The sequence below is a fragment of the Paenibacillus sp. FSL H8-0168 genome, assembly GCF_038592955.1.
GTDB lineage: Bacteria > Bacillota > Bacilli > Paenibacillales > Paenibacillaceae > Paenibacillus > Paenibacillus polymyxa_B.
Map to the genome: position 1 here is coordinate 2,824,836 of NZ_CP151948.1, position 21,178 is coordinate 2,846,013.

1 protein-coding gene is annotated in these 21,178 nt (G+C 47.8%); it reads left to right on the forward strand.

Annotated elements, in window-relative coordinates; genetic code table 11:
• Nucleotides 1-5: 5 nt before the first annotated feature.
• Nucleotides 6-21,026 carry a non-ribosomal peptide synthase/polyketide synthase gene (locus MHI21_RS12800; RefSeq protein WP_342420149.1) on the forward strand — a complete coding sequence of 7,007 codons (21,021 nt, stop codon included), beginning with the start codon at nucleotides 6-8 and terminating at the stop codon, nucleotides 21,024-21,026.
• Nucleotides 21,027-21,178 lie beyond the last annotated feature (152 nt).

Sequence of the window (21,178 nt, forward strand, 5' to 3'; positions counted from 1 at the left end):
GCAAGTTGAAACTCAAATTCTGCATGGATAAAGGAAAGGTGAATGATTTGGCACAGGTAAATATTAAAGATATCTATCCGCTATCCCCGATGCAGGAGGGAATGTTGTTTCATTCCATCCTCGACGCAAAATCAGAAGCTTACTTTGAGCAGACCGTTATTACCTTTAATGAAGTGCTAGATGTTCATTTGGTTCAGCAAAGCTTGCAGCAGCTCATGAATCGATATGATACATTCCGTACCATTTTTATGTATAAAGAAACAGAACGTCCGCTTCAAATTGTCCTGGAAGAACGTGAAGCGTTGCCTGTTCATTTCGAAAATATCAGTGTTTTCCCTGAAGCTGAGAAAAGGGGGCATTTTACTGACTTTTTAAAGACAGAGCGTCAAGCGGGTTTTGACTTGGAAAAAGATGTTCCGATTCGGCTTGCCCTGTTTCAATGGGATGATGACTCTTGCAGGCTTGTCTGGAATGTTCATCACATTATAATGGATGGTTGGTGCATGGGAACGGTAGCCCAGGAATTTTTTACTATATATACTTCCCTTCGGTCTGGAGTGCCTGCGCAATTGGATACGGTATATCCGTACAGCAGTTTTATTCAGTGGCTGGAGCAACAGGACAAGGAAGAAGCGACAGCCTATTGGCGGGGGTATTTAAATGGACTTGAAAATGAAACAATTTTGCCGGGGTATAACCGTCCATTGAATCCAATCTTCGAAGCAGAACGTTACACATGCAAGCTGGGGAAAGAACTGACTCAAGGAATGGAGAGAATAGCTAAACACTACCACACGACAGTCAGCACTGTATTTCAAACGGTATGGGGATTATTGCTTCAAATGTACAACCACAGCCGGGATGTTGTGTTCGGGTCCGTAGTATCCGGCAGACCAGATGAAGTTCAGGGAATTGAAAATATGGTTGGATTGTTCATTAACACAATACCAACACGCATAACCAGTGATGCGGACCAGAGATTCTCAGATCTGCTGATATCTGTGCAAAACTCCAACATCGAGTCTACTCAGTACTCTTATTCTTCCTTGGCAGATATTCAGAATCACACGGATTTGAAACAAAATTTAGTCCGTCATATTGTTGTTTTTGAGAACTATCCTTATTCAGAGGAGCTTATTCATGCGGAAAAAGGGCCTGATACACTTCAGGTTACCGACGTAGAGGATATTGTACAGACCAACTATGATTTTAATGTGATTGTCGTTCCTGGATCACAGTATGAAGTTACATTTAGTTATAATCGACTGGTTTACGATGAAAATTGGATTAAGCTAATTGCAGCTCATCTTAAACGGGGACTGGAGCAGATTGTTCAACAGCCGGATCTACCGATTTCCGCTTTGGAATTTCTGACAACGGAAGAGAAAAGCCAGGTTTTATCCGAATTTAGCGGAGTACAGATCTCATATCCTTCTAGTGATACCATCCATCTTTGTTTTGAAAAACAAGTAGAAAAGACACCGAAGGCAACAGCAATTGTCTGTGAGAACTCCAGTCTGACTTATGTTGAGCTGAATGAACGTGCTAACCGACTGGCTCGTACCCTGCGTAGTTACGGCACAACAACCGATCGGCTAGTTGGACTCATGACTGATCGTTCTATAGATATGGTGGTTGGCATTCTTGCTATTCTTAAAGCAGGAGGGGCATATGTACCCATCGATCCGTCATATCCAGAGGAACGTATCCGTTATATATTTGAAGATTCCGGTGCAGACCTGCTTTTAACACAAACCCATCTTGTGGAAAAGCTCAAAGAAGCCGCCTTTGGAGGAAAAGTTCTGGTATTGGATGGAATCCCAACTGTATATCACATGGAAGGATCAAATCTGGAAGCCGTATCAGGAGCAAACGATCTAGCCTACGTCATATATACTTCAGGTACTACAGGACAGCCTAAAGGTGTAATGCTGGAGCACCATGGATTGTGTAACCTGAAAACGTATTTTGATGAAACATTGCAGATAAGTCCGTCAGATCATGCCCTACTGTTTGCGAGCTACGCATTTGATGCTGCATGCTGGGAAATATTTCAGGCGCTATTTTGTGGTGCGACACTTTACGTGCCTACTTCGGAAATCATTCTGAACTACAACCAGTTTGAACAGTATATGGCGGAACATAAAATTACGGTAGCGGCATTACCTCCTACCTACGCCGTGTATCTAAACCCAGAACGAATGCCGGATCTGCGTATTCTGTTCACCGCTGGTTCCGCTTCCTCGATGGAGCTTGTAAACAAGTGGAAGGATCAGGTTGCCTATTTTAATGGCTATGGCCCGACAGAAAACTCGGTAGCAACGTCCATTTGGCCGGTGTCGGAACACCCCGGAGCAATCGATACCATTTCTATAGGACGTCCCGTACCCAACCACCGGGTGTACATGATCGATGCTCTTGGTCATCTTTTACCTGCTGGAGTAGCAGGAGAGTTATGTGTATCCGGTCCAGGATTGGCACGCGGTTACTTGCACCGCCCAGAATTAACGGCTGAGCAATTTGTGGCTAATCCGTTTGTAGATGGGGAAGCGGGCTATGAACGCATGTATCGGACAGGCGACCTGGCAAGATGGATGCCGAACGGCAACATTGAGTATCTGGGCCGGATCGATCAGCAGGTCAAAATTCGCGGTTACCGGATTGAACTGGGCGAAGTTGAGGCGGCTATGCTGAAGGCAGATCGCATGCAAGAGGTCATCGTACTGGCACATGCAAACAGCCAAAACCAACACGAACTGGTTGCCTACTACGTGGCGGAACGCGAAGTGACGGGGAGCGAACTTCGCAAGCAGCTGAGTGAAGAACTCCCGAATTATATGGTTCCCTCGCACTTTGTTCAGATGGAGCAAATGCCGCTCACACCCAACGGCAAAATCGACCGTAAGGCATTGCCGGCACCGGAGCAGATTTCCCGTTCCACGCAGGAATATAGGGCTCCGCAGACAGCAGAGGAGCAGGCGCTGGCCCATGTGTGGGAGGCTGTACTGGGCGGCGGTCCTGTCGGATTGACGGATCAATTTTTTGATCGGGGCGGGGATTCGATCAAGGCGATTCAGGTATCCTCACGCCTGCTGCAGGCAGGCTACAAGCTGGATATTAAAGACCTGTTTAAGTACCCTGAGGTTGCTGAGCTAGCCACGCATCTGCGTGTGTCGGATACCCAATTAGCTGATCAGGAAGAGATCGAGGGAGCCGTTCTACTGACGCCGATTCAGCAGTGGTTTGTGGAGCAAGGGCAGCCTGTGCCGGACCACTTTAATCAGGCGGTTATGCTTCATCGGGAACAGGGATTCGAGGAAGAGCTGCTACGTCAGGCATTGACGCAGTTGGCGGTGCATCATGATGCGTTACGGATGGTGTTCCGCAAGGGGGAGCAAGGCTGGGAAGCGTGGAACCGCGGAGTGAAGGAAGGGAAGCTGTATGATCTGGAAGTGGCCGATTTCAAAGACGTGCCGATCGGTCCCGTATTGGGTCAAGCTATAGAAGCCCGTGCGAGCACTATTCAGAGTAGCATCCGACTGAATGAGGGGCCTTTGCTGAAAGCGGGCCTGTTCCACTGCGCTGATGGGGACCATCTGCTACTGGCTATTCATCATATGGTGGTAGACGGCGTATCGTGGCGGATACTGTTGGAGGATTTGTCGAATGCCTATGAGCAGGCTGTACGTGGAGAAGCCATACAGCTCCCGGCCAAAACAGACTCTTTCCAGGTCTGGTCGGAGCGGTTATCAGCCTATGCCGACAGTCCTGAGATGGAAAGTGAGCACGCATACTGGGAGCAAGTGAATGAATTGGCGGCATCCGAGTCTTTAAGACTTACAGAATTGTTGGATTCTAAAAAAACATTGACCATAAATAACACAGCTACTTTGAGCTTGAAATTCACGAAAGAAGAGACTGATCAACTGCTAAAGCAGGCTCATCGCGCGTACAACACAGAAGTGAACGATCTGTTGCTGACGGCGCTCGGCATGACGTTAAGCACTTGGACTGGCAGTGATCAGGTTGCAATTCTTCTGGAAGGCCATGGCCGGGAAGATATCATGAAGGATACGGATATATCACGAACGGTTGGCTGGTTCACGAGCCAGTACCCGATACTGCTGCGGATTAACGGGGAAGATCATATCTCCGGGAACATCAAACGGATGAAGGAGATGTTACGCAGCATTCCACATAAAGGGATTGGATACGGCATCTGGAGATATCTCAGCCAGAACGGACCGTCCGGGGCAACATACGCCGAGCCACAGATCAGCTTTAATTATTTGGGCGAATTTGATCAGACGCTGCGGCACAGCGAAACGCGCATGTCACCGTACTCCAGTGGAGCAGATGTTAACGAACAGACCAGAATGCCGTGTTCCCTGGATGTGGGGGGCATTGTAACAGATGAAATGCTCGAGCTGGATATTCGTTATAACACAAAAGTATTACAGGAAGATAATGTAATAAAACTAGCCAGGGAACTCAAGCAGAACGTGCTGGAAGTGATCCGCCACTGTGTATCACGGGAGCGTTCTGAATTGACGCCAAGTGATGTGCTGCTTCCGGGTTTAAGCCTGGAAGCACTGGACCGGATGGTGGAGCAGATTCAGCCTGACGGAGAACTGGAGAATATATATCCCATGACGCCGATGCAAAAAGGAATGCTGTTTCACAACATGCTGGATTCCCAGTCGAGCGCCTATGTAGAGCAGTCCACCTTTGAACTGAAGGGAACGCTGGATCTCGCTGCATTCTCTGCCAGTCTGGACTTGTTGGTGCAGCGTCATTCAGCACTGCGTACCAACTTCCGGAGCGATTTGCAGGACGAGCCCTTGCAAGTGGTGTACCGGAATAAACGCGGAGAGCTGTACGTGGAGGATATACGTGAAAAGGAGAAGGTGGCGCAGGAGCAATATATCGAGGAATTCGCGCGTCGGGATAAGCAGAAGGGGTTTAATCTGGAAAAGGATACGCTGATGCGGGTATCCATCTTCCGTACATCAGACGATTTATACCATTTTGTATGGAGCTTCCACCATATCATCATGGATGGCTGGTGCTTGTCACTGGTCACCAATGAGGTCTTTGGAGGATATACCGCCCTTACAGAAGGGAAGCCACCGCAATTGCCTGTGGTAACACCATATAGCCGATACATCGAATGGCTGGAAGGGCAGAACCGTCAGGAAGCAGCGGAGTATTGGAACGGTTACCTGCAGGGCCATGAGGAGACGACAGTTTTGCCCCAGGCCAAAACAGGGAAAGCGAAGGGATATGAGGCTGAATATCTGGAATTTGATTTAGGTATAGACCTGACGGCGCAACTTCAGCAGCTGGCAAAGCAAGAACAGGTGACGATAAATACGCTGATGCAAACAGCCTGGGGTGTATTGCTGCAAAAGTATAATCGCACAGAGGATGTCGTTTTCGGTAGTGTGGTGTCGGGACGTCCAGCAGACATTGCCGGAGTAGAGCAAATGATCGGACTTTTCATTAATACAATCCCAGTCCGTGTTCAAGGTAAACCAACAACTGCATTTACTGAATTAATGAAGGAAACTCAGCGACAGGCGCTTTCTGCCAATGCCTATGACACGTTCCCGCTGTATGAAATTCAGGCACTGACCGAGCAGAAGCAGGATCTAATCAAGCACATTATGATATTCGAAAATTATCCGGTGGAGCAGCAGGTAGAGCAGCTGGGAAGTGATGGGCAGAATGCATTCACAATTTTAAACGCAGTGGCTACAGAGCAAACCAACTACGATCTGAACGTCGTCGTAATGCCGGGAGAAGGCATCAAGATTCGTTTTATGTATAACGCATTGAGCTTTGATCAAACCGGCATTGAGCGTCTGCATGGTCATTTTGCTCGTCTGCTGGAGCAAATTTCGTTCAACCCGCATGTTCGCGTTGAAGAACTGGAATTGGTGACAACGGCGGAAAGACAACAGATTACAGGCGAGTTTAACGACACGGCTTCTGTATATCCGCGCAATCAGACGATCCAAAAGCTGTTTGAGGAGCAGGCTGAACGTACGCCAGATCACGTGGCCGTCACTTTGGGTCATCAATCGTTGACCTATCGGAAACTCAATGAGAAGGCTAACCGATTAGCGCATACACTACAGACTGCTGGAGTGAAGGTCGATGAGCCTGTCGGCATTCTAACGGAGCGTTCGTTGGATATGATTAGCGGAACGTTGGCTATTTTGAAGGCTGGAGGCGCGTATGTGCCGATAGATCCTCAATATCCGGAGGACCGTATCCGCTATATGCTGGAGGACTCGGGAGCCAAACTGCTGCTGACTCAACAAGATTTACTGGAACGTTGCTATTTTGATGGACAGATTGTCAATCTGAATGAGGATACGTCCTACAGTCCGGATACTTCCAATTTAGGAATAGATGGATCAGGCGAACATGCTGCTTATGTCATCTATACCTCGGGATCAACAGGCAAGCCTAAGGGCGTCGTTGTTGAGCATCAAAGTGTCGTGCGCTTGGTGCGTAATACGGATTATGTGCCGTTTGATGAATCGATCCGAATGTTGCAGACTTGCGCGTTTGTATTTGATGTGTCTACGTTTGAAATTTGGGGGGCGCTACTGAACGGCGGTGAGCTTGTACTCGTGCATAAGGATGATCTTTTGGACGTAGCTAAGCTCAAGGAGACCATACGGGACCATCGCATTACTATGATGTGGCTGACTACACCGCTATTTAATCAGCTTTCGCAGCAGGACAGTAAATTGTTCGGCGATGTGAAGTATTTGCTGGTCGGAGGCGACGTGCTGTCTGCACCGCATATTAACCGGGTGTTGCGTGATAATCCGGACATGAATATCATCAACGGCTATGGACCAACGGAAAATACTACTTTTTCGACCACTTATCATATTAAGGAAGAACAGCTTGATTCTGTGCCGATCGGGCGTCCTATCCGCAATTCTACGGCGTATGTGGTCGATTCGGCGTTTAACCTGCAGCCGATTGGAGCATGGGGTGAGCTGGTTGTTGGCGGAGACGGAGTCGCACGCGGTTACCTGAACCGTCCTGATTTGACGGCTGAGAGATTCCTTGCCAATCCGTGGGTGTACGGAGATCGCCTGTACTGCACGGGAGACCTTGTTCGCTGGCGTGAAGACGGTACATTAGAATACGCTGGACGGATGGATCAACAAGTTAAAATTCGCGGCTACCGAATTGAGCTGGGCGAGGTCGAGTCGGCTATGCTGAAAATAGATCGTATCCAAGAGGTCAGCGTACTGGCACATGCAAACAGCCAAAACCAACACGAACTGGTTGCCTACTACGTGGCAGAACGGGAAGTGACAGGGAGTGAGCTTCGCAAGCAGCTGAGTGAAGAACTCCCGAATTATATGGTTCCCTCGCACTTTGTTCAGATGGAGCAAATGCCGCTCACACCCAACGGCAAAATCGACCGTAAGGCATTGCCGGCACCAGAACAGATTTCCCGTTATACGCAGGAATATAGTGCTCCACGGACGGCAGAGGAGCAGGTTCTGGCTCGTGTGTGGGAGGCTGTACTGGGCGGCGGTCCGGTCGGATTGACGGATCAATTTTTTGATCGGGGCGGGGATTCGATCAAGGCGATTCAGGTGTCCTCACGCCTGCTGCAGGCAGGATACAAGCTGGATATCAAAGACTTGTTTAAGTACCCTGAGGTTGCTGAGCTAGCTATGCACCTGCGTGTGTCGGATACCCAATTAGCTGATCAGGAAGAGGTCAGCGGAGCCGTGCTGCTGACACCGATTCAGCAGTGGTTTGTGGAACAAGAGCAGCCTGTGCCGGACCACTTTAATCAGGCGGTTATGCTTCACCGGGAGCAAGGATTCGAGGAAGAGCCGCTACGCCAGGCACTGACGCAGTTGGTGGTGCACCATGATGCGTTGCGGATGGTGTTCCGCAAGGCAGAGCAAGGCTGGGAAGCGTGGAACCGCGGAGTGAAGGAAGGGAAGCTGTATGATCTGGAAGTGGCCGATTTCAAAGACGTGCCGATCGGTCCCACATTGGGTCAAGCTATAGAAGCCTGGGCCAGCACTATTCAGAGTAACATCCGACTGGATGAAGGACCTCTGCTGAAAGCGGGCCTGTTCCACTGCGCTGATGGGGACCATCTGCTACTGGCTATTCATCATATGGTGGTAGACGGCGTATCGTGGCGGATACTGCTGGAGGATTTGTCGAATGCCTATGAGCAGGCTGTACGTGGAGAAGCCATACAGCTCCCGACGAAAACAGACTCCTTCCGGGTCTGGTCGGAGCGGTTGTCAGCCTATGCCGACAGCCTTGAGATGGAAAGTGAGCACGCATACTGGGAGCAATTGAATGAACTGGCGGCATCCGAGTCGCCCCAACTTCCAGTGTCCCAAGAGCATAGCGATAAGTTTATGCAGCAAGACATGGGTATCGTAAATGTGAGGCTTACGAAGGAAGAGACTGATCAACTACTGAAGCAAGCCCACCGCGCGTACAACACAGAAGTGAATGATCTGTTGTTGACGGCACTCGGCAAGACGTTAAGCGCTTGGACTGGCAGTGAAAAGGTTGCGATTCTTCTCGAAGGCCATGGCCGGGAAGAAATCATAAAGGATACGGATATATCACGGACGATTGGCTGGTTTACGAGTCAATACCCGGTACTGCTGCGGATTAACCGGGAAGATGATATCTCCGGGCACATCAAACGGATGAAGGAGATGCTGCGCAGCATTCCACATAAAGGAATTGGGTATGGCATCTGGAGATATCTCAGCCAGAATGGACCGTCCGGGGCAACATACGCCGAGCCACAGATCAGCTTTAATTATTTGGGCGAATTTGATCAGTCACTGCAGCATAGCGGCATGCATTTTTCTCCATATTCCAGCGGAGCTAATACTCATGAATTGACCCAAATGCCCTGTGTTATGGACGTGGGAGGACTCGTTACAGATGGCATGCTGGAACTAAGTATTCAATACAACATTAAGGCACTCCAACAAAATGCTGCTGAGCATCTAGCAGAGCAATTCAAGCAGAACGTGCTGGAAGTGATTCAGCATTGTGCATCTCGGGAGCACTCCGAATTGACGCCAAGTGATGTGCTGCTTTCGGGCTTAAGCCTGGAAGAACTGGACCGGATGGTGGAGCAGATTCAGCCTGACGGAGAGCTTGAGAATATGTACCCCATGACGCCGATGCAAAAAGGCATGCTGTTTCACAACATGCTGGATTCCCAGTCGATCGCCTATGTGGAGCAGTCCACCTTTGAATTGAAGGGAACGCTGGATCTCGCTGCATTCGCCGCCAGTCTGGACTTGTTGGTACAGCGTCATTCAGCTCTGCGGACCAACTTCCGGAGCGATTTGCAGGACGAGCCGCTGCAAGTGGTGTACCGGAATAAACGCGGAGAACTGTACGTAGAGGATATACGTGAGAAGGAGAAGTCGGCGCAAGAGCAGTATATCGAGGAGTTCACGCGTCGAGATCAGCAGAGGGGCTTTGATCTGGCAAAGGATGCACTGATGCGTGTATCTATCTTGCGTACATCAGATGATTCATACCATTTTGTATGGAGCTTCCACCACATCATAATGGATGGCTGGTGTTTGTCGCTGGTTACCAACGAAGTCTTTGGAGGATATACCGCCCTAGTAGAAGGGAAGCCACCGCAATTGCCTGTGGTAACACCCTACAGCCGATACATCGAATGGCTGGAGGGACAGAACCGTCAGGAAGCAGCGGAGTATTGGAGCGGTTACTTGCGAGGCTATGAGGAGACGGCGGTTTTGCCGCAGGCCAAAACAGGGAAGACCCAGGGATATGAGGCCGAATATCTGGAATTTGATTTGGGTATAGACCTGACAACGGCCCTACTGCAATTGGCAAAGCAAGAACAGGTAACGATAAATACGCTGATGCAAACGGCCTGGGGTGTTTTGTTGCAAAAGTATAATCGCACAGAGGATGTCGTTTTCGGGAGCGTGGTATCTGGACGTCCAGCGGACATTGCCGGAGTAGAGCAGATGATTGGATTATTCATTAACACGGTCCCCGTCCGTATTCAAGGCGGACAAGCAACTGCATTTACAGAGCTGATGAAGCAAACTCAGCGGCAGGCGCTTGCTTCGGGATCATACGAAACGTTCCCACTCTATGAGATTCAGGCACAGGCAGAGCAGAAAGTGGAACTGATTAATCATATTATGGTATTTGAGAACTATCCGGTGGATGAACAACTTGAGCAATTAGGTGAAAGAGAGGAAGCTGATTTTAAAATAACCGGAGCAGGAGCGGTTGAGCAGACGAATTATGATTTTAATATCGTGGTTTTACCGGGAGAGACGCTGCGAGTTCATTTTGGTTACAACGCCCAGGTATATGACTATGAAAGGATAGAACAGATCCGGGGGCATTTGCTGCAACTGCTGGAGCAAATCAAGATCAATCCAGCTGGTCGGATTTGCGAGCTGGATATATTAACGCCTCAGGAACGCGAGCAACTGCTGGGTGCTTGGTGTGACACGAAAGCAGCATATCCACGTGAGCAGACGATTCACGGGTTGTTTGAGGAGCAGGTCAAGCAGACACCGGAGCAGGTAGCGGTATATTTTGAAGGAGCACAAGTGACCTACCGTGAATTAAATGAGCGAGCGAACCGTCTGGCGCGTACTTTACGCAGTAACGGTGTGATGGCAGACGGCCTAGTCGGCCTGATGACAGAGCGATCGATTGACATGATTGTCGGCATCTTAGGTATTTTGAAGGCAGGGGGCGCCTACATTCCGATCGATCCGACTTATCCGGAGAACCGCATCCGTTATATGCTGGACGATTCAGGTACGGAACTGCTGTTAACGCAGCAGCATTTGGTTGAAAAAGTGGAATTTAGGGGCAAGGTCCTGCTGCTGGATGCAGAAATGGACGAAGCCACTGCGGATGCAAGTATGGCTGAGGCAAAAGGAAAAGCTATATCCGCATATCACAGGGATGGTTCGAATTTGGAAGCCACATCGGGTCCTCATAACCTAGCATATGTAATCTATACGTCCGGAACGACAGGTCAGCCTAAGGGAGTCATGCTCGAGCATCGTGGACTCTGCAATCTGCATACGTATTTCAGGGAGACATTGCGGATCAGCAGTTCCGACCGTGTTGTATCGTTCGCCAGCTTTTCCTTTGATGCGGCATGCTGGGAAATGCTTCAGGCGCTCTTCAACGGGGCCACTTTATGTATCCCGACATCCGAAACCATTCTCAGTTATGACAAGTTTGAGCAGTATATGGCGGATCATCACATTACAATTGCAACGCTGCCCCCAACCTATGCCATATACTTGAGCCCTGAACGAATGCCGGAACTACGCATCATGTTCACGGCCGGATCGGCGACCAGCACTGAGCTAGTCAGCAAATGGAGAGACGGTGTGACCTATGTTAACGCCTACGGTCCAACGGAAAATTCCATAGCAACGTCTGTTTGGCCAGTACCGGGAGGGGCCGAAGCAGGGGTATCCATCTCAATCGGACGTCCTGTACCAAATCACCGCGTGTATATGGTCGATGCACATGGGCAACTTGCACCGACAGGAATCCCAGGTGAACTGTGCGTATCCGGCCCAGGGTTGGCACGCGGATACCTGCATCGTCCGGAATTAACGGCTGAACAATTTGTGACCAATCCGTTTACAGGTGGGGAAGCGGGCTATGAACGCATGTATCGGACAGGCGACCTTGCGAGATGGATGCCTGACGGCAACATTGAGTACCTTGGTCGGATTGACCATCAGGTCAAAATTCGCGGTTACCGGATTGAACTGGGCGAAGTTGAGGCGGCTATGCTGAAGGCAGATCGCATGCAAGCGGTCATTGTACTGGCACATGAAAATAGCCAAAACCAACATGAACTCGTTGCTTATTATGTGGCGGAACGGGAAGTGACGGGGAGCGAGCTTCGCAAGATGTTAAATGAAGAACTCCCGAATTATATGGTCCCTTCTCACTTCATTCAATTGCAGAACGTACCTCTTACACCGAACGGTAAAATTGACCGTAAGGCGCTGCCGATACCAGAAGGTCGTTTGTCCGACCATGTTGCACCGCGAACGTGGATGGAAATAAAATTGGCAGACATCTGGCAGGATGTGCTGGGTCTACCGCAAGTAGGCATCAACGAAAATTTCTTTGAAATTGGTGGTCATTCGCTGCGAGCGACGACACTGACTTCTAGAGTTCGCAAAGATTTAAACAAACCGATGGATTTGCAAAACATATTTGAGGCACCGACGATCGAGCAATTGGCGGTCTTGCTTGAAGAACAGGATCAAATCACATATGCATCCATTCCGGTGGCGGAAAAACGCGACACTTACCCGCTTTCTTTCGCACAGACACGGATGTATGTGCTCCACCAGCTGGATCCGGAAGGGATAAGCTATAACACCACATCAGCACTGAGAGTAATCGGTCCGATAGATGTGAACCAGGTGGAAGAGGTATTCCGTCAATTAATTTCACGTCATGCGGCCCTCCGGACAAGCTTTGAACTGGTAAATGGCGTGCCTATGCAGCGAGTGCACGATACGATTCAATTTGAGTTGGAATATGCCACAATATCAGAACTGCGGACAGAATCCAATGAACTTATGCTTGAAAATTTAGCAGAAGAACATGCCCGTTCCTTTGTACGCCCATTTGACTTGAGGATCGCTCCGTTGCTACGTGTAAAGCTGGTCAAATTGGGATTGGACGAAGAAGGCCAGGAGCCGCAGCACTTATTGATGCTTGATATGCACCACATCGTTTCAGACGGAGTATCCATTGAAATATTAGCTGGTGATTTTGCCCGCTTATATAGCGGTGAAGTATTATCTCCGCTGCGTATTCAATATACGGACTATGCTGTGTGGCAGCATAGCAAAACTCAGCAGGAGCGAATAAAGAGTCAGGGAGAGTACTGGCTGAATAGATTTAGTGGTGACTTGCCTCAACTGGATTTGCCAACTGATTTTGAGCGTCCGGTAACACGATGTACGAAAGGTGACGCTGTTGAGTTTGAAATGGGACAGGAATTGACTCAGTGTTTAAAAGAACTGGCGGTGCATACGGATTCTACGCTGTACATGGTACTTATGGCTGCATACACAGCATTGCTGCATTATTACACAGGGCAGGAAGACATCATTGTTGGTACTCCGATTGCAGGTAGACCGCATGCTGACCTGGAGCCTATGCTCGGTATGTTTGTCGGCACGCTCGCATTACGCAATCATCCTCACGCTGAACAGACGTTTTATAACTGCATTGAGGACGCCAAGACGTGTGCACTGCAAGCATATGCGCATCAGGATTATCCGTTTGAGGAGCTGGTGGAAAAGCTCGACCTGAAACGAGATATGAGCCGTAATCCGTTGTTCGACACGATGTTTGTATTGCAGAATGTGGAGAAAAAGGAAGTGAAGTTGGACAAGTTGTTCTTCCGCTCTTTTGGCATAGAGCAGGTTTCTGCGAAATTCGACCTGACGCTTGAAGTTAATGAGGAGGAAGCATCTATTCAACTCCAATTTCTGTACGCTACATCTTTGTTTAAACGGGAAACGGTAGAAAGCATGGCAAGGCATTTTGTACAGTTGGTTAAAACCGTTGTAGCCAATCCCGATACTAAGCTGGGCGAATTGACGCTGATTTCGGAAGAAGACAAAGGGATTCTAAAAAAACATAGGGACATCCTAAAGGCTTCTCGCTACTGGAGTACTCTGCTCGAAGGCTATGAAGAAGCACCTCAATTGCCATATGCCAATCTGATGGGACGCAGTCCATATCAGACAGAGCATCTGGAGATTAATTTGGATGTTGAACGAACGGTAGCACTAGAGCGAATTGCACTGAATGAGCAGGTGACGACAAATACGCTACTGCAGACAGCCTGGGGAATTTTATTACAAAAGTATAACGGTACAGATGATGTGGTGTTCGCTTGCTCCATATCAAGTCCTTTGACAGATAAATTGGATTCGAAGCATTCAATTGGACTGGGTAACCACACCTTACCAGTTCGCATTCGAACCGAAGCAGGAGCTAACTTTATCGGGTTGATGAGAGGTGTGCAGCAGCAAACCGATGAATCTGCGGTATATGAACATTTGCCAATGTCTGAATTGGTTACAGCGAAAGTGCAACAACTGGCCCTCTTTGGCCATAGAATGGTGTTTGAGACTACTTTGGAAGAGGCCAATACTGAGCAAGAAAGCTACGATTTAAGCATCATAGTACTTCAGGGAGATACGCTACGAATTGATTTTTCCTACAATGCCCAGGTGTATGATCATCAGAGTGTGTCGCAGATTCAAGGACATCTACTGCGGTTGCTGGATCAAATTATAGCGAACCCGGATAGTTTAATTGAGGCAATGGATCTGTTGACTAAGCACGAGCGGGAGCACATCATCCAGGTGTGGGGAAATACCACGGCAGAGTATTCGCGTGAACAAACAATTCACGAACTGTTCGAGGAACAGGTTTTGCAGACTTCGGATCAGACAGCGGTATATTTTGAAGGTCAACAATTGACCTACCATGAATTGAACGAGCGCGCAAACCGTCTGGCCCGTACTTTACGCAGCTATGGCGTGAAAGCCGATAGTCTGGTTAGTCTGATGACAGAGCGTTCCGTAGATATGATTGTGGGCATATTGGGAATTTTGAAGGCGGGGGGAGCATATATCCCGATAGACCCAACCTATCCGGAGGAACGCATCCGCTACATGCTGGACGACTCAGGTACGGAACTGTTGTTAACACAACAGCACCTGACGGAAAAGGTGCTGTTTGGAGGCAAAGTGTTGGTGCTTGACGGTGAACAGGACGGAGTCGCTTCCGATACAAGAAAAGCGGATGTACGCGGGGAAATGCTGCCCGTATATCATCAGAACGGTTCGAATCTGGAGGCTGTATCGGGTCCAAACGATCTAGCATATGTCATCTATACGTCCGGGACGACAGGTCAGCCTAAGGGAGTAATGCTTGAGCATCACGGTCTTAGTAATCTTAAAACCTACTTCGAGCAAAAGTTGAGTATTGGCTTGTCCGATCGGGTTGTCATGTTTGCCAGTTATTCGTTTGATACGTCATGCTCGGAAATAATCCAGTCTTTACTATGCGGAGCGACATTGTATATACCTTCCTCCGAGACTATTTTGAATTATGAACGTTTCGAGCAATACATGGCTGCCTGCAGAATTACAATTGCAACGCTGCCGCCAAACTATGCTGTATACCTGAACCCGGATCGCATGCCTGATTTGCGTGTTCTGCTCACAGCAGGATCGGCCTCTACCGCAGAACTGGTGTCCAAATGGAAGGACCGGGTGGCTTATTACAATGCGTATGGTCCTACCGAAAATTCCGTTGCAACGTCTCTTTGGCCGGTATCGGAAGAAAATTCTGAGTTAGGTGGAATCATATCCATCGGACGGCCAGTATCTAATCACCGCGTGTATATGGTGGATACACACGGAAATCTTTCACCTGCAGGAGTCCCTGGTGAGCTGTGTGTATCCGGTCCGGGGCTGGCACGCGGCTATCTGCACCGTCCAGAGCTGACAAAAGAAAAATTCGTAGCCAATCTGTTTGCAGCAGAGGAAGTTGGCTATGAGCGAATGTACCGTACAGGTGACTTGGCACGATGGTTGCCAGATGGGAACATTGAATATTTGGGTAGGATTGACCATCAGGTCAAAATCCGCGGGTATCGGATTGAGCTCGGTGAGATTGAAGCGCAAATTATCAAGGTGGACGGTGTTAAAGAATCTATTGTCATGGCTCGTGCAGATCAGCAGGGAGACTATCATTTGGCCGCTTACTACGTAGCTGAAAAAGAAATCAGCGGCAGTATGATGTTGAATTTGCTGAATGAGAAATTGCCGAACTATATGGTACCGTCGTATTTTATACAACTGCAGAACATGCCGCTGACACCGAATGGAAAAATTGATCGCAAGGCACTGTCAGCATTCGAGGAACATACTGATTTGACTGCAGAATATGCAGCGCCGCGCACAGCCATGGAGGCGAAGTTAGCACAAATCTGGAGAGAGGTACTCGACATTCCGTCCGTCGGAATTCATCATAATTTCTTTGCCATTGGCGGACATTCACTTCGTGCGACTGCATTGGCCGCAAAAATTCACAAAGAACTAAATATTGAGTTTCCGTTGCGTTATGTATTTGACTTTCCAACAATTGAGCAAATGGCGCAGGCTGTTCATGAATTGTCTCCAAATCCATTTGCAGCGATTCCTGTTGCCGAATTGAGAGACAGTTATCCGGCATCTATAACTCAAAATAGACTATACGTTTTGAGCAGTATGAATAACTACAATATGTCTGCCATGCTTTTGATGGAAGGGGAACTGAACCTTTTACGATTAGAAAGAGCGCTTAAGCAATTAATTCAGCGTCATGATACATTGCGAACTTCTTTTGAATTCGTAGATGCTAAACTGGTACAACGGATTCACGACCATGTCGATTTCACTTTGGAGGTTATGCAGGGACATGGGGAGAACGAAGCAAGAGCAATGATGAGACAATTTATCAGACCTTTTGATCTTGGGAAGGCACCGTTAATTCGAGCTGCTCTGTTGCAAGAGTCTCCACAGCGCCATTGGTTTATGTTTGACATGCATCATGTGATTTCAGATGGTGTATCCATGAGTATATTGATGAACGAGCTGCCCGCACTGTATGAAGAAAAAACGTTGCCCGCCTTGCGAATTCAATACAAGGATTATGCGGTATGGCAGCAAGGAGATATTGGTAGCTCATGGATGGAAAAACAAGAAGAATACTGGCTCAAGCAAATGAGCGGCGATATTCCGATTTTGGGTATCCCAGTCGACTTTGAAAGACCTGCAACACGTAGCACTTCGGGCAGCACTGTTTCCTTTGCCATTTCACCTCAGGACGTGGACCGTTTGAAAGAAATCAGTTTGCAGGCGGGAGCTACTTTATTTATGGTATTACTGGCGGCCTACAAGACCCTATTGTTCAAGTACAGCGGTCAGGAGGACATCGTTGTTGGAACACCTATTGCAGGTAGACAGCATCATGATTTGCAGCCGGTCATCGGTATGTTTGTCAACACGCTTGCATTGCGGAGCTTTCCTGAAGGGGATAAGTCTTTTTACGAATATGTTCAGGAAGTGAAGGACCAGGTGCTTGATGCCTTTGAGCATCAGGATTATCCGTTTGAATTGCTGGTGGAGAAGCTGAATGTACAAAGGGACCTGAGCCGAAATCCGTTATTCGATACTCTTTTTGAGCTAGATAACATGGACTCTGGTACGACGGAATTCCAAGACTTGCAGGTTACTCTGTGCCCGGGCGAACAGAATATGGCAAAATTCGATTTGACACTTACGGCCATGGAAAGCTCTGAAGGTTTGGTTTTCAGCTTCACATATGCCGATAGCCTGTACAAGAGAAGCACGATTAAACGAATGGCCGATCACTTTCTCCAGTTGATTAAAGCTGTTGTAGATGAACCACAGACAAAGCTTTCTGAAATTGAGATCATTACGCCACAGGAAATCGAAATGATATTGGATGTCTGGGGAAATACCGTGGTGAAATACCCAAGTGAAAAAACCATTCATCAATTATTCGAAGAACAGGTAGAGAAGACTCCAGATCAAGTAGCTGTAGTTTTTGGAGATAGCCAGATCACATATAACGAATTAAATGTGCGTGCAAACCAACTGGCTCGCGTGCTAAGAGCAGAAGGAGTCCAGGCGGATCAATTGGTCGGAATGATTATGGAGCGTTCTATCGAAATGATTGTAGGGATTTTTGGTATTTTAAAAGCTGGTGGGGGATATGTACCTATCGACCCTGAGTTTCCGCAGGAACGTATGCTCTATATGTTACAAGACAGCCATATTAAGCTTATGGTTGCCATGCCAGAAATGGCCGCGAAGGTACCGTCGGATGTGCTGATCATTTCACCTGAAAGTCACAGGCTATCCGCAGAAGACGGTTCCAACTTGGCTGAAGTATGTGAATCCGGCCATTTGGCTTATGTGATGTATACCTCAGGTACAACGGGCAAACCCAAAGGAGTGATGATTCAACACTCTAATGTCGTGAATATGACAACCGCATTTAGACAACAAGTGTATAAGAAGTACAAATCTCCAATGCGGATGGCATGGCTATCGCCGTATGTATTTGATGCATCAGTGAAACAAATTTTCCCATGCCTGCTTCTCGGGCATGCGCTTCACGTGGTGCCGAGAGAGATTAGCACCAATGGTCATCGTTTGGCTGACTATTTCAGATCCCAACGGATTGATTTTACTGATGGTACACCGGCACACATGCATATGCTGACGGAAATGCAAGACTCCGTTGCAGACCTGAATGTACAGCATTTTATTTTTGGAGCAGAGGCGCTGCCCAGTCATCTCGTTAAAACATTTTTGAGCACCCGGCCCGGATATCGTCCGCAAATAACTAATGTTTATGGTCCTACTGAGTGCTGCGTAGACACAACTGCATACGACATTGACGGGGAAACGATGACAGCTTGGACACATACGGTGCCGATTGGCAAGCCAATGGCTAACCAGCACGTATATATTATGGATATGAATCGGAAGTTGGTTCCGATAGGAATTGCAGGCGAGATCTACATCGGTGGTGATGGAGTAGGGCGAGGTTATATGGGAAATCGTGAGCTGACAGATGAGAAATTTATAGCAGACCCCTTCCAACCCGGAAAACGTATGTACCGCACAGGAGATTTGGCGCGATGGATGGCAGATGGAAATATTGAATATTTAGGCAGGATGGATCATCAGGTAAAAATTCGGGGTTACCGAATTGAACTTGGAGAAGTAGAAGCGCAATTAATGAACCTGCCTGCGATCCGTAAAGCGGTGGTTATTGCTCGTGAGAATGAATCAGGACAAAAAGATTTATGTGCTTATTTTGTGGCTGATAGCGATCTGACCATTCAGGAACTTAAAGCAGCGTTGGTTCCGAATCTTCCGATGTACATGCTGCCAAGCTATTTTGTTCAATTGGAGAAGATGCCGTTGACTACTAACGGAAAAATTGATCGTAAATCGCTTCCTGCGCCGGACGGAGACATTCAAACAGGTGTTGAATATGCAGCCCCGCGAAACGGCATGGAACGGCATATGGTAGATATTTGGAAGCAGAATCTGGGTGTCAGTATTGTTGGCATTGATGATAACTATTTTGATTTAGGCGGACACTCCCTAAAAGCCATTCAATTGGTTTCACAGGCTCAGGCTATTGGCATTGAAATAGGGATTAATCAGGTGTTTCAATATCAGACTATTCGCCAAATATCAGAGTATATGCGAGCAGACACTTCAATGTCGGGTATGCTAACACGTGATATTGCCGAGGCAATCGACATCATCGAAAAGGCTTATGACGTACATGCTCATTTCCAATCAACAGCTGTTGAAGGGCGAGATCAATTAACTTTGCACATAGATCCTTTCGATTCTATACAAGCAGAGGACCTGAAGAAAGTCATTTTGTCACGCCTTCATCCTGACCTTCATCCACATCATTTGCTTCCTTTTGAAGCAGCTGCTCAAGTACCTGACTGTGAAAAGCTGTACACAGATACGATGGTAGATGATGAAGCTGTGAAGCGGCATGCTGAGGAATGGCTGGAACATCTGCTGCGGATGAATGACCAATGGAACAGCACGATGCTGGCAGGAGAGCCTTTACAACGCTATGCGCTTGCTCCCGCTCAACATTATCATTTGGAGCATCCGCAATCTTCAGGAGGTGTCATTCCTTTTGATAGTTACCTGCTGGATGTAGAACGGTTATCTGCAATCATGCAACGCCTGATAGAGCGCCATGAACTCTTTAGAAGTGTGTTGGTCCAAACGGATGTCGGATGGGAATGGGAAATGTTGTCCTTGAAGGAGCGCATGGATATTCCAATGATAGATTTATCGAACTACGGTGCAGAGATGCAAAATCGTATACTCTCACATATACTGCCTGTATTCTTTATGAACCCTTATGAAACAACCGGAAACTTGTTATATCGCATTGCGCTTGTTCGCCTTAATTTACGGGATCATTTGCTGCTGCTCCCTTGTTCACATCTCATCTATGATGGCATGAGCGGAGAGGTCGTTAAGAGTGAATTGTACCGTGCATATGATGACATGAGCAATGTAAAAGAGCAACTAGCAGGAAGCTACCGTGATTATGTGAGTCAGGTTCGCAAAGGACCTCAGGGCATGGGCGATCAAGAGATTGTCGACAAATTTCGCTTGTCTGCATTTGCTGCTGCTTCGGATGCTGTAGTCCTCGCAATTGATGAGCGCAACCATACAACGGGCACAGATGTGACAGTAGAACTTGCAGATTGGAATGATTCTGACGCAATCGGAGACATGTGGGACTTGGCTATACGACTAGCTAACCGCTTTTTCCGCAGATATTTGCAAGTGGACGAGATTCCTATTCTTCTCACCAATTATGGCCGGGCATACGAGGACAAGCAGTATTTTGATATTATAGGTGAATTTATAGACCAAATCCCTGTACTGCTTACAGATGCGGATGAACATGGGCATGAGATCAGAAACAGTATGCAGTTGGCCGTAGCGCGTAACCTGAATTTTCTAAATCTCATATACAATGATGAAATGGCTTCGTTGTATCCGCAGTCTAACCGGTATCTGAAGCATAGCCTGAATAAGCTACCTATTGTCTTCAATTACCTTGGCGAAGCGTCGGATAAATATCAGCTGTTTAAAAATATCGAGCCGGAAGAGAGGGACATCTATCGGGATTCAATCATTTTCTTTACTGTTCAGCATGTGGAGAATGTATTGCAAATCTCACTGGAACTTCCTTTTGAAGAAAATCCAGAAATCGTTAAAGCGATGTTGGAAACAGAGCTAGCGAACTTACTAGTAACAGATGGAAATGGAATAATGTCCACCTAATTTTTCACTTTAGGCATTAAAAACAAGCTCTGAGTTCAAAATAGGGAAACTGCCCCAAAGCTTTCAAATGGCTTTGGGGCAATCTAAACAAACCACAAAAGCCGCAAGTCTCCAATAACCCCGGAGATTTACGGCTTTTGTGGTTTGAATGT